The organism is Hymenobacter tenuis (assembly GCF_054780495.1).
On record NZ_BAAGWF010000001.1, the window covers coordinates 1,545,807 to 1,558,744 of the forward strand.

Here is a 12,938-nt window from a genome sequence, read left to right on the forward strand (position 1 = left end):
TCACCAAGCAAAAAAGGCCCGAGGAAAACTCCTCGGGCCTTTTTTGCTTTCAACAAGTACAGTGGCCTAGCGCGCTGCTGGCAGCAGTACCGCTTCTGTGTCCATCCAGTGCACAAACTGCTGGAGCCCTTCGGCCAGAGTTGTGCTGGGCGAATACCCTAGCAACTGCTGGGCCTTCGAGATGTCGGCGTACGTAATATCCACGTCGCCGGCCTGCATGGGTTGAAACGCCAGTTGCGGCTCAACTCCCACGGCAGTACCAACAGCGGCTATAAGCTCTAGCAGATTTACCGGGCGGTTGTTGCCGAGGTTAATGGTTTCAAACACCCTAGTGTGGCCCAGCAGGTATTGTACTCCCCGGGCTATTCCATCCACGGTATCGAGCACATAGGTATAGTCGCGGGCCGTAGAGCCGTCGCCGAATACCGGAATGGGCTTGCCAGCACGCAGCAGCGTGACGAACTTATGAATGGCCAGGTCAGGGCGCTGGCGCGGCCCGTATACGGTAAAGAAACGGGCATTCAGTACATCTAGCCCGTAGAGGTGATGATAGGTGTAGGTGAGCTGCTCGCCGCTAAGCTTGGAAGACGCATATGGCGAAATACACGAGGCTAGCAGGTTCATATCTTCCCGGAACGGTTGCTCAGGCGTATTGCCGTACACGGAGGAGGAAGAAGCAAAGAACAGCTTCTGAATATCCCGGTGCCGCATCCACTCCAGCAGATAGGTTGTGCCCAGCACGTTGTTTTCCAGGTACGGAATCGGTTCCCGCACCGAGGGCCCCACGCCGGCTTTGGCGGCCAGGTGTACCACCAGGTCAATGGGGTCGGCGGGCAAGGCATCCACTAAGGCATCCAAACCATGACGTAAATCCGCTTCGTGAAAGCTGAAGCGGGGGTGATGCAGGCAGGCGGCCAGGTTATGCTGCTTGCGCGAACGGTTGTAGAACGGGTCGAAGTTGTCCAGGCCCACCACGCGGTGCCCGTCGTGGAGCAGCCGCTCGGCGAGATGCGAGCCAATAAAGCCCGCGCAGCCGGTTACCAGAATGGATGCCATGCGTGAGATGGGGGAGAGAAGGAAGAGGAGCGAGGCTCCGTAAGAAGCGTAAAGGGCAAATGTAACCGGAAATGCCCATCTACGGTTATGCTATGTACAGCAGCCAATCTTCTTACGCACGGATAATCGCGTGCGATTGGCTTGCGCTCTTTTACACCCTAGTGTGGTGCTATGAACCTGCTTACTCAAACGCTGGCCTGCTGCTGTATTCTTTCTGGCTTTGAATGGCCCGGAGCTGTGGCCACTAGTCATACGTCAGGGGTAGTACACTCCGCGTATCAGGCGAGAACTACAGAGCCGACGGCTTCACGGGCGCCCTTATTACTAGGCCATGCGGGTTCGGGGTTTATCCATCCTTTCAACATTCTGCCCCCTAGCAGTATGCGCAGCATCCGGCGGGCGTTGGACCGGGGGGCAGATGGCGTGGAGGTGGATGTGCGCTTAAGCCAAGACAGTATCCCGATCTTGTACCATGATCCTTCCCTTGAATCTATGACTGATGGCCAGGGTTGCGTCAGCCAAACCCCCGCCGCCATGCTTACCCAAGCGCAGTACCGGGTGGGGTGGCCCGCCGACTGGCTACAGCACGAGCAGCCAGTTACGCTTGAAACCTTATTAACCGAGCTACGCCACCTTCCTACGTTTCCGTATCTGCATCTTGATTTGCACGAGGAAGATGCTTGCTCCGTCAAGGAGGTGGCTCGCCGTAAAGCCCTAGCTCGCCGTCTGGCGGCGCTAGTATCGCAGTACCACGTTCCTGTCAGTCGACTGGTACTCATCTCCAATCAGCCCGCTACCCTTCAGTACCTAAGAAACCTGCTGCCTACTGTTCCTCTAGCTTTTGAAATGACGGAAGGCATGGAGGCAGGTTTTGCGGAGTTACAGCACCTGCCGCAGGTGCTGGCTGTCGTACTCCGCAAAGATGCTATAACACCAGAACGAGTGGCCCAGCTGCATGCGCTGGGATACCAGGTCATTGCATTTGGAGGCCGTTCGGCCCGGGCTGTCAAAAGGGTAGTAGCGGCAGCCCCGGATGCGTATCAAGTCGATAATGTACGTCGGTTACAAGCCGTGCTGCGTCGTCGGCAGCAGTAGTGTGTCTAGTCTGTCTTCTGTTCACCCAATATAAAAGAACCTGTTATATCCTTTTATGCGCATTTCGGCATTAAGTGAAACCCGTTGGGGGCGTGTGCTGTCGGTGATGGTGGTGTGTGTGTGTAGTTTCTTTGTCCATAGCAGCGCCCCGGAAGTAAGTTTGATGGAGGCCCGCAACTTTGTAGCGGCTCGGGAAATGGTAGCGGGGGGCTCCTGGCTTATTCCCACACTCAACGGGGAGCTACGGCTGGCTAAACCGCCGTTGCCTACCTGGACGGTGGCGGCACTACAGCGCCTAACCGGCCCCACTGAAAATCTGGGGTTGCTACGGGTTCCGGCGGCGTTGGCCGCAAGTCTGCTGGTATTCTTCTTTTGGGGCCTGGCCCGGGAGCTTACCCGTAATCGGCCTGAGGAGGCGGAAAGCCCTGGCCGAACCGCCTGGTTTGGGGCCCTGGTGCTAGCTAGTAGTCTTTTGGTAATTACGGTGGGCCGGGAAGGGCAGTGGGATATTTTTGCCACCAGTTTTATGGTGGGGGCTCTATGGCTCTTGGTTAAAGGCTGGCAGCAACCTGTAAATGGCCTGTTGCCGATGCTAGGGGCCGGCGTGCTGGCTGGGCTTTCTATTCTGAGCAAAGGCCCGGTGGCCGTGTATGCGGTGTTGTTTCCATTTCTGCTAGGCTATCTGATTGGGCAGCCTGAGCACCGTCGGTTAGTTGCCCACCAACGCAGAAACACTGCTCTGGCGGTGGCTGTAGCTTTGGTGGTGGGGTTTGCCTGGCCGTTCTACATTTGGCTGCACGTGGCTCCGGCCGCTTTGCACGTGGCCCAAACCGAAATTAATTCCTGGAGCGAACGGCACGTCAAGCCGCTCTGGTATTACTGGTCTTTTTTTGCCTTTACCGGGTTGTGGACCTTAGTGTGCCTAGCGTCGCTGGTGGTGCCTTATGCTCGCCGCCGAGCCAGCCGTTTTATTCCGTATTGGGTGGCGCTGGGGTGGTTGGTAGCTGGGTTGGTACTGCTGAGTCTGGTTCCTGAAAAGAAAGAGCGGTACATGCTTCCCCTGATGCCGGCCTTGGCTTTTCTCATTAGTGGCTTGCTTCGGTACTGGGAAAACCACCCGCTTTCTCCCAACGACCGGCGGATTGTTCTGGCCTGGGGGAGCTTAATGGTGGTATTATTGGTGGGGCTGCCGATGGCGTTGGCTATGGTGCATCTGCCGGGGTTTGAAGCCGGTTCTGTTCGTTTTGCACTAGCCGTCGGTGTGTTCGGTCTCTTGGCCATCTGGGTAGTAGGGCGGGGGCTTCGCCGTCAGCAGCCGGTTGCGCTTATGGCGGCTACATTAAGCGCAACTGCCGCTATAGTCTTGCTATTAATGCCCATATATCCTATCTGGGAGGCTCGTAAAGATTATCCTGGCCTCCGCCACATGCGGGACGTTCGGAACCAACCAGTCCCTGCGCGCTTAGAATGGCGTAGTCTCGATGACTTACACGTTAAGCAGATATGGCTGGCTGGTCGTCCTATTCCTAGGTGGAAACCTGATTTGGCAGCCCTTGCTTCCCTGAGTGCTCCAGTGGTAGTATTTTCTCCGGGGCCCATTCAACAACGGTTTCCACTAGGGTGGCAGCAGGTTGCAACCTTCACCCCGCTTGATACTTTCTATTTAGGTCGAGAAAAGGATTCGGGTTCTTGGTTCGTGTCACGGATAGATCCAATTAGAGGCAAATCCACAAAGCAATTAATCGTCAGGTAGTTAGAGAGTTTTTAGCTATAATCATATTTAACATAATAAGTAAACAGCGGTGCATGTGGTGTTATCATACAATAGCCCCTGCCAATGAGACTCCGATTGCACGAGGCTCGCTGGCAGGGGCTAACTGTATTTTATCTGAACGGTAAATAGGTGTTTACCTACTGAGTTGGCGTTTTATCTTCTCCAATAAGATGTTCACAATAGCCAAGTCATCTAGGTCCTGAACTAACAGCTGCGTATCTATGCCAGGCCCATTAATCTGGATACTGTAGCTGGCTGTAGTAGCGGTAGCTGCAGGCGCACTATTGTAGACAGGGGAAGCAGCTACCGGTGGTGCCACGGCCGCGGCGTTTGGAGTTTCCTTAGTGGGAAGGGGTGGTACAAGTGGAGCCGGTTCGCTAGGACTGGAGTGTGACGGTACAAAGACAGCCTCAGGGCCTGCCTTAGATGGTAGCACAGTAGCAGCATGGGTAGGCTCTGTCTCTTCCAGATCGTCCGTATCGAGGCCGAATAAGCTTGATACAGCATCTGCTGCCCGCCCGCCGGGTACAAGAGGTGTTGTAGAACTTATACTCTCATTAGGGCGCGTAGGTAGGGGCATAGGAGCAACGCCAGCAGATGCTATAGAGGCACTACTGGCACCTGCAGAAGCTACCGCACCTGGCTGAAACATATTCAGGGGCATATCTGTGCTGGCTAGCTCACGCCGGGGTGTCTGGGCCGCTAGTTGGTCAATATCAGCTATCACGTTGCGTTCATCAATGATGTCCGCCATACGGGCCCCATCCACGAAAGCCTTGGCAACACTCTGCGCATTGATTTCCTCCACACCAAACTCCCGAATCAGCATCACGTCGAACATGTGAACTGGGAGCTCACGGTTGCGAAACTTTCTGCATATCTGAGTAAACAAGGGGGGATGAAGAAATGCCTCGCGATGGTAGATCTTCTCTTCCTGTTTATCATAGGCATGTTTAATGCGTCTGAACAAGTTTGTGGTGGTCAGGAACTCCCGCTTACTAGTAAGCAGCCCGAACTTGACGGCAGATCCAATAATAGCTTTGAAAGAACCACTAACCTTACGATTAAGCTTGCGAGCAGCTGTTTCAATAGCACACTTGCCTCCAGTGTCATCTACCACTTCAGCTACTTCCCAAGCGCTTAGGTAAGAAGTACGGGGGTAATCAATTGTCTTTGGCATAAAAGGAATTGAAGTATATGGTATACAAAGATAGTAAGGGTATTACAAAAATCAGCAGTATAAAGTATATATAAGTAGTACAAAGTATAAACAGTATTGCTATTTATTACTTTTTGTGCTTTTATTTACTTATATAACCTTATTATCCATACTATTATCTATTCATCTATCACCTATTTATTAATAATACCTTCTACCATAGGGGGCGGCGGGCGGTGGCAGGGGACTATAATGCAGTCTAAATCCCCCAATTGACTCGTGCTAGCACACTTCTTAGCCTTTCTTGTTAAGGAAGGCCTCGTGTCCATTGATTGTCTTATACAGGCTTATATCTAACATATAGCCCTGGCTTATCAGCAGATTATATTTTGATTCACCTGATCAGTTACCTGCAATTGCACAACGGGCCAAAAGGAGGGAAGCAACCCTTGCTATAACCTCACACTACAAAAGATCAAGCTAGCTCAAGGGGCGGCAAACATACCAGTTCAATTATACTCTCAATCAATAAACCAGTGCTAGGCTAAGGGTACATAGGCAGAAGCCGTTTGTAATATAAGCAGCCATAGACACTTCAGCTATAACAATAATCTAGTGGTGCATACTAGTTGCATCAGACCCTTGGTTTATGGGACAGTTCTGTTCACACACATCTAATATCTTTTTACATCAACTCTTGCAAGCTTCAAGGAAAAATCAATCAGAGGAGGAGTCAACTGACGCAACACCCTGACGTTTCTGGAACTGGAGAAACAGAAAGCGCTTACCTGATATTTATTGATTACGTGGTGCGATTTAGCGAGCCGCCTGATTTTAGCCCGAGCGTTGTGGTGGGTAGCCGAAGAAGCTTTGGTTGCCTGAACGTTTGACAAAGTCTATTGAATGCTCTTTGCCCGTTCAGGACGACAGGATTCTTTAACTTCCTAGATACCCCACAACACGACATGTTACTTTACTTAGACTCGACAGACACCGAACTATACTATAGGTCCGTGTGCGGCCTTCCATTTCTATTATCCCTTTGTCTTATAATTTATATTATGTTAAGTAGAGTTTTGTAAACATAGCCCAGACCTTTATTGTGCCTGGGCTATGCTATTATCTTACTCCCCTTCTTTAAATAAGGAAGCTAGTTCTACTACTTTTTCAGTGACTCAAGCTTTGCTGACATCTTTTCTGAATCCGCGGTGCGGCCAACTCGCAAGTACACCTTCTGCAAAGACGAGATAGTTGCCCGATCATCTGGCTGGGCTTGTAGTGCTTTCTCGAAGTATGGCAACGCCTCCTGGAAATACTTCTTGCCATCAGCCTCGAACTTCTTGCCCGACTTCTGGTATTCGGCCAGGCTCATCTTGCTAGCCCGTGTGTACAAGTCAGCTGCCTTGTTGTAGTTGTATACGCCTAGGTTGAAGTTGGCATCAAAGTTCGCCGGATCTACTTCTACGGCTTTCTTGTACGCCTCAAGCGCCTTGGCTGGCTGCTTGTCCTGGTCCAGAATCGAACCTTTCACAGCGTACAGGTTTGAGTTGGTAGGATCAGCGGCAATGGCACGATCGATCTTTTCCAGTGCTTCTTTGCCACGACCTGAGCTGATATACATGTTCAGCTCTTCCAGCATAAAGCCTTTGTTGTTCGGATATGCGGCCAGCGCATCCTGCAACACTTTCATAGCCGCAGCATCGTCTTTTTCCTGACGAGCCATTTGCAGCAGACGGCCATAAATCTGGGGCGACTTATAGCCTATGCCCTGAAGCTTGCTGTACATCTCCTTGGCACCGGCGAAATCCTGCTTGGCCTCAGCAGCATACGCCGCGTACAGATACGCCGTGGTGTCCTGTGGACGAATCTGCTGAGCCATTTTGTATGACTCAATGGCTTTGTCAAAGTCCTTACCGTTGTAGTTTTCCACGCCGGCGTTCAGGGCTAGGCCATACAAGCCGTCCAACTTCTGGGTAGCCAACTTGCCATACTCGCCGTCTTTGCCGTCCAGTGACAACGCTTTAGAGTACGACTCGAAGGCTGTCTTGGTGCCTTCACCAGCCGACAGGCTCTTGCCATAAATGGGGCTAGCAACCATGCCCTCATAGATTTCGCCGCGGGTATACCAGGTCTTGGCTTTGCCCTGCGTTTTCTCGTGCACGATGGCCTTGTCGATTTCCGTGCGGGCCTTATCCAGCGTTCCTTGCTTTTGAAACAGAATGGCGTTGGTTACGGCTGAGTTCTGAGCCGACGCAGTGTGGAGCGCGGCAGCAGCTACTAGTGTCAAAATGGTCTTCTTCATGGGAGTTTTGCTGAAGATCATGCGTAAAGTGAAAGGAATTGCAACGCAAACGGCAGAACTCCCAGTTGAGTTCTGCCGTCGCAAGTTAATTAGCGCTGATGGAATCCGGTGCCGTTAGGTCGCTTACGTCTGCATCTACTGCAGCGGCGCCTTCCACATCCGGGCTTCCGGTGGTCTCTAGGCCGTCTACCGGCTCAAGCTCCGAATCGATTACTTTTTCTTCCGCAGCCACCTTCGCTACCGATGAAATTTCGTCGCCGTTGCTGATTTTCAGCAGCCGAACACCCTGAGTAGCCCGGCCGATGCTGCGCAGATCACTCATGCGCAGCCGGATGGTGATACCCGACTTATTGATAATCATCAGGTCGTCGGAATCATTCACTGCCTTGATGCTTACCAGCTGTCCGGTTTTTTCGGTCAGCTTCATGGCCCGAACACCTTTACCACCACGGTTGGTGATGCGGTATTCTTCCAAGGGGCTGCGCTTGCCGTAGCCATTCTCCGACACTACCAGCAATTCGTCCTGGCTATCCTTATCAATGCAGACCATACCCACTACCCGGTCGTTGCCTTCCTCGGCTAGCGTGATACCACGTACCCCGGCGGCCGTGCGGCCCATGGAACGCACTTTCTCTTCGGGAAAACGAACGGCTCGGCCCGAACGCAGGGCTAGTACTACCTCCGAGTTGCCGTTCAGCAGCTGCACGTCCAGCAGACGGTCGCCCTCATTGATGGTAATAGCGTTGATGCCAGCGGTACGAGGACGCGAATACGCTTCGAGCGGCGTTTTCTTCACCGTGCCCTGCTCGGTGCAGAACATCAGGAACGTATTGTCGAGGTAGTCCGGGTCGCGCAGGCCGCGCACGTTGAGTACGGAGCGAACCTTGTCTTCGCGCGGAATCTCGATCAGGTTCTGGATCGGACGGCCTTTGGTCGCCTTCCCTCCTTCCGGCACTTCGTACACTTTCAGCCAGAACACGCGCCCTAGCTCCGTAAAGAACAGCAAGTATTCGTGGGTGGTGGCTACGAACAGGTGCTCCGTGAAGTCATCCTGCTTAGAGGTAGCACCGCGGGCACCAACTCCTCCCCGACCTTGTGCCCGGTATTCGTCGAGGGCCGTACGCTTGATGTAGCCTTCGCGGGAGATGGTAATCACCATGCTCTCATCGGCAATCATGTCCTCCATCGAGAAGTCGCCACCGGCGTACTCAATGGCGGTGCGGCGGGCATCGCCGTAGCGCTCCTTGATTTCGAGCAACTCGTTGCGAATAATGTCGCGCTGCATCTCATCCGAAGCCAGAACAGCCTTCAGGTGGTCGATGAGGGCCATCAGCTCGTTGTATTCGGCCACAATCTTGTCGCGCTCCAGGCCGGTGAGGCGCTGCAGACGCATATCCAGGATAGCACGGGCCTGTACCTCACTCAGCGAGAAACGCTCGATGAGCTGTTGACGGGCTACCTCACCATCGCGCGAGCCGCGAATCAGGGCAATTACCTCATCCAGGTGGTCCAGTGCAATCAGCAGACCCTCCAGGATGTGAGCACGCTTCTGGGCTTCCGCCAGCTCGTAGCGGGTCCGACGGATTACTACGTCGGCGCGGTGGTCTACAAAGTGATGAATGAGGTCCTTCAGGTTCAGGGTCATCGGACGACCTTTCACCAAGGCCACATTGTTCACCCCGAAGGAAGACTGCAGCTGGGTATACTTATACAGGTTGTTGAGAACAACCGTCGGCATGGCATCCCGCTTCAGGTCATATACCACGCGCATACCGTCGCGGTCCGACTCGTCGCGCAAGTCGGCAATACCTTCAATCTTCTTTTCGTTGATGAGGGCCGCCGTCTTCTCAATCATGTTCGCCTTATTCACCATATAGGGAATTTCGGTTATCACGATTTGCTCCTTGCCGGTGGGCGTGGTTTCGAAGTGGGCTTTAGCGCGCATTACTACGCGGCCACGGCCGGTTTCAAAAGCTTGCTTTACTCCTTCGTAGCCATAGATGATACCTCCCGTGGGGAAGTCAGGAGCGGTTACGTGCTCCATTAGCTCGGCAATGGTAATGTCGGGGTTGGCCAGGTAGGCAATGATGCCATCTACTACCTCTGTGAGGTTGTGCGGCGCCATGTTGGTAGCCATACCCACAGCAATACCGGTGGTTCCGTTCACCAGCAGGTTAGGGAACTTGGCCGGCATGACCGATGGCTCCTCCAGGGAGTCATCGAAGTTAGGCTGGAAGTCAACGGTGTCCTTGTCCAGGTCGCCGAGCATTTCGTCGGCCAGGCGCTTGAGGCGAGCCTCGGTGTAACGCATAGCTGCCGGCGAGTCGCCGTCGATGCTACCGAAGTTACCTTGACCGTCGACGAGGGGGTAGCGCAGGCTCCAGTCCTGGGCCATACGCACCATGGTATCGTATACCGAGGAGTCGCCGTGGGGGTGATACTTACCAAGCACCTCCCCCACAATACGGGCGCTCTTTTTATAGGATTTGTTGTAGGATACGCCCAGCTCCGACATGCCGTAGAGCACGCGCCGGTGCACGGGTTTCAAACCGTCGCGCACATCGGGCAGAGCCCGGGAGATGATAACCGACATCGAATAGTCGATGTAGGCCCCACGCATCTCATCTTCAATGTTTATCGGAATGATCTTTTCGCCTTCCGCCATAGGGAGAATGTAGTCGGTCCGAAAGGTTCTATTAGAGGAGCTTTCGGACCCGTGAGAGTGAACTTGTTTAAGCTTGCAAGATACGCAAAAAATGCCGTTTTACCTAGCCAGAAACCCGATTCAAGGGTTACTTCAGGGTCTTGCTCCTGTCGTTCTGATGCTTGCCTGAACCCTGCTTGTGCACCTTGATTTTTTCGCCGATGGCGGGGTTCTGTTTCTTAAACCAGGGCTGGCCGCGGTACTTGGTACCATTGTGCAGATGCACCTTACGCGTGTGGCAGGAAGCCATCGGGCAGGTACGACAGGAAGCGGCTAGCACGAGCACCAGCAATGGCACCAGAAAGCGGGAAAACGGGAGGAGAAAACGCATGGGGTAAAGATAGGAATAGGAATTACTCCTGGGGCACATCCTGCCCATCCCACTCCCGCAAAAACTGCGTCAGGAACAGCTCCATAAAGGCATGGCGCTCCTCCGCCACCCGCAGCGCGGCGGGCGTATTCAGCCGCTCGCGCAGGTGCAGCAGCTTCTCATAGAAGTGGTTGATGGTGGGCGCCGTGTTCTGCTTATAACTCTCAAAGGAAGCGTGCTGCAGGGGCGGCACAGTGGGGTCGTGCAGGGGGCGGCCCTTGTGCCCGCCGTAAGCAAAGGCTCGGGCTACCCCAATGGCGCCAATGGCATCGAGCCGGTCGGCGTCCTGCACCAGCTCGCCTTCCAGGGTACTCATGGGAGTAGCTACGCCCAGGCCCTTAAAGCTGATTTCGCGGATGATGGCCTCCACGCGCTGGATAACCTTTTCCGGCGCTTGCTGGCTCTCCAGCCACTGCCGGGCGGCGCGCGGCCCGGCTTCTTCATCGCCCCCGTGAAATTTCCAGTCGGCTACGTCATGCAGCAAGGCGCCCAGCTCCGTCACGAGCAAGTCGGCTTGCGGGGTTTGCAGGGCTAGGGAACGAGCCACCTGCCACACCCGGCGGATATGCTCCCAATCGTGGCCGGAGCCCTCGTGCAGGAATTTTTTGCGGATAAACTCCGCCGTAGCGGTAATAAGCAGGTCGGCAGCAACAGCAGTGGACATAGAAAAGCAGCTAAATACAGCCCCAAAAGTAAGTTGAAAATACAGGCCTACTAGGCCTTCGGCGGGCTTAACCCTCCAGCGGCCGCAGAAACTCGGGTGGCACTTGGTCCGTCAGCCACACGCCGTTGCCTGACTTATAGAACACGGCCCCGGTGGCGTGTAGCCCCGCCGCATCTAGTACCAGCACTACGGGTGCTCCTCGCCTACTGCCTACCCGCTGGGCCGTGGCTACATCCGGAGATAAATGCACATGGTGGCGCTTCATTTTCAGCAGGCCTTGGGCCCATATGGCAGGTAGCGCCGAGGCCACAGTACCGTGGTAGAGCACCCCCGGCGGCTCCTGCGGCTGCAACTCCAGATCAATCTCCTGGCTGTGGCCTTGTTGGGCCCGAATGCGGGTACCGGTTTCGTCAAAAGCAAACCGTTGCTTGTCGTTGGTGCGTACCACTTCCTCTAGTAGTTCCTGCGTTAGGAGCGGTCCAGTTCTTCTGTTGCTGTTGGCGCCGGCCAGCAAATCAGCTACAGCCACCCATCCGCCGGAGTCTAATGTGAGGCCCAGCGCCTCGGGCGTATGCCGCAGGTGCAGGCTCAGGAATTTGCTTAGCTGTACTCGTTCTTTATCGGTCATGTGAAACCTACTTATGGCCTGCTAAGGCAGGGTTTGGGGGAAATAAGAGGCTAGTAAGATAGGGCTCTGCTCTTACCTCACTGAATCATTTCATCGGGTTGTGTAGTTACTACGTATATTGCCTTCAAATGACGAGTAAAAAACACGCAAATGACAGTCGTTCGTAAAACTTCGGTGGCCAACATGGTGGACCTGATGGGTGGGCCGGCCGTAATTCCGCAGCTGGTGCGCAATGAAATGGATTTGCTGGCCGTCGCCATCAAGGGCATTTCGGTGCAGGCGGTGCGGGCGTTGCAACGACATTTGGGCTTCTCCAATAAGGAAATGAGCGCCGTGCTGGGTGTTTCAGAAAGCACCCTGGCTCGGCGCGAGCAAACCCAAAAGCCCCTAACTCTGGATGAGGGCGAAAAAGCCATTCAGCTCTCGGCGGTGCTGGTGAAGGGCATGGAGGTGTTTGAAGACGAAGAAGACCTGCATTTCTGGCTGAACTCGCCTATTCCGGCCCTAGGGGGGCAAAAACCCAAAAACCTGCTGCACTCCGTTATTGGCCGCGACCAAGTGCAGGATGTGCTGGGCCGCATTCAGCACGGTCATTTTTCGTAAGCTTTCCTGAGTGCCGCCCGCGCCCAATCCGCTACGCCAGATTGGGCGCGGGCAGTGTATTTATCTTGATCTGATGCTCGTATATCGGCTCGGCAAAGCGCCCTACATTTCCGATACCTCCGGCCAGGGCGGACTCTACTACGGCGGGCGCTGGCACAACATTGGCTCCCAGATTCTCTACACCGCCGAACATCTATCGTTAGCCAAGCTGGAGGTGCTGGCCAACTCGCCGGTGCTGCCCCGCAACTACTTTGCCCTCACCCTGGAGCTGCCCGACGCTACCCCGTATCTGCAGATAAACCCCTCTGATCTGCCCGTTAACTGGCAGCAGGTTCCCTACCCTTCGGAGCTGGCCGAAATCGGGCGGGCCTGGCTGGAAGAAGGCCGGTACTGGCTGATGCGCGTGCCCTCGGCCCATGCTCCCTCCGAGTGGAATTACCTGTTCAACCCGCTCCACCCCGACCACGCCCAGCTCCGAACGGTAAGCCTAGAGCCCCATCCATTTGATGCCCGTTTGAAACAAGCGGGACTCTAGGCCGCACACTTTACAGCAGTTAATTGCCTAGTAATCATAATTTTTGCG

At 54.4% G+C, this 12,938-nt stretch carries 11 protein-coding genes; 4 read left to right on the plus strand and 7 right to left on the minus strand.

Annotated features, from left to right (window positions below; all coding sequences use genetic code 11):
* Positions 1–66: 66 nt before the first annotated feature.
* Positions 67–1,056 carry a Rossmann-fold NAD(P)-binding domain-containing protein gene (locus ACYVGU_RS06640; protein ID WP_460621381.1) on the minus strand — a complete coding sequence of 330 codons (990 nt, stop codon included), beginning with the start codon at positions 1,054–1,056 and terminating at the stop codon, positions 67–69.
* A 381-nt stretch (positions 1,057–1,437) separates the two neighbouring features.
* Between ACYVGU_RS06640 and ACYVGU_RS06645 the strand changes: the two genes are divergently transcribed.
* Together ACYVGU_RS06645 and ACYVGU_RS06650 are read left to right on the plus strand one after the other, a co-directional pair.
* A complete protein-coding gene (locus ACYVGU_RS06645; protein ID WP_460621382.1) occupies positions 1,438–2,151 on the plus strand; it encodes a glycerophosphodiester phosphodiesterase in 714 nt (237 codons plus the stop codon).
* Between the two features lie 55 nt (positions 2,152–2,206).
* Positions 2,207–3,904 (plus strand): ArnT family glycosyltransferase, encoded by a 1,698-nt coding sequence (locus tag ACYVGU_RS06650; RefSeq protein WP_460621383.1) that lies wholly within the window; start codon positions 2,207–2,209, stop codon positions 3,902–3,904.
* A gap of 154 nt (positions 3,905–4,058) precedes the next feature.
* Here the strand turns inward: ACYVGU_RS06650 and ACYVGU_RS06655 are convergent, their stop codons facing one another.
* The 6 genes from ACYVGU_RS06655 to ACYVGU_RS06680 form a co-directional block, all read right to left on the minus strand.
* Positions 4,059–5,105: a hypothetical protein gene (locus tag ACYVGU_RS06655; RefSeq protein WP_460621384.1), complete on the minus strand. Its 1,047-nt coding sequence runs from the start codon at positions 5,103–5,105 to the stop codon at positions 4,059–4,061.
* A gap of 1,138 nt (positions 5,106–6,243) precedes the next feature.
* Positions 6,244–7,386, minus strand: coding sequence for a tetratricopeptide repeat protein (locus ACYVGU_RS06660; RefSeq protein ID WP_460611827.1), 1,143 nt, complete (start codon positions 7,384–7,386; stop codon positions 6,244–6,246).
* 85 nt (positions 7,387–7,471) lie between these two features.
* Positions 7,472–10,051 carry a DNA gyrase subunit A gene (gene gyrA, locus ACYVGU_RS06665; protein WP_460611826.1) on the minus strand — a complete coding sequence of 860 codons (2,580 nt, stop codon included), beginning with the start codon at positions 10,049–10,051 and terminating at the stop codon, positions 7,472–7,474.
* Positions 10,052–10,178: 127 nt separating this feature from the next.
* On the minus strand, positions 10,179–10,421 hold the full coding sequence (locus ACYVGU_RS06670) for a hypothetical protein (protein ID WP_460621385.1): 243 nt from the start codon (positions 10,419–10,421) through the stop codon (positions 10,179–10,181).
* Between the two features lie 22 nt (positions 10,422–10,443).
* On the minus strand, positions 10,444–11,124 hold the full coding sequence (locus ACYVGU_RS06675; protein WP_460621386.1) for an HD domain-containing protein: 681 nt from the start codon (positions 11,122–11,124) through the stop codon (positions 10,444–10,446).
* A gap of 67 nt (positions 11,125–11,191) precedes the next feature.
* Positions 11,192–11,752 (minus strand): RNA 2'-phosphotransferase, encoded by a 561-nt coding sequence (locus ACYVGU_RS06680; protein WP_460621387.1) that lies wholly within the window; start codon positions 11,750–11,752, stop codon positions 11,192–11,194.
* Between the two features lie 150 nt (positions 11,753–11,902).
* Here ACYVGU_RS06680 and parS point away from each other — a divergent pair, with 150 nt between their 5' ends.
* Both parS and ACYVGU_RS06690 read left to right on the plus strand, forming a co-directional pair.
* Complete coding sequence (gene parS, locus ACYVGU_RS06685) at positions 11,903–12,355, plus strand: type II RES/Xre toxin-antitoxin system antitoxin (RefSeq protein WP_460621388.1); 453 nt, start codon at positions 11,903–11,905, stop codon at positions 12,353–12,355.
* Between the two features lie 73 nt (positions 12,356–12,428).
* Positions 12,429–12,890: an RES family NAD+ phosphorylase gene (locus tag ACYVGU_RS06690; protein WP_460621389.1), complete on the plus strand. Its 462-nt coding sequence runs from the start codon at positions 12,429–12,431 to the stop codon at positions 12,888–12,890.
* Positions 12,891–12,938 lie beyond the last annotated feature (48 nt).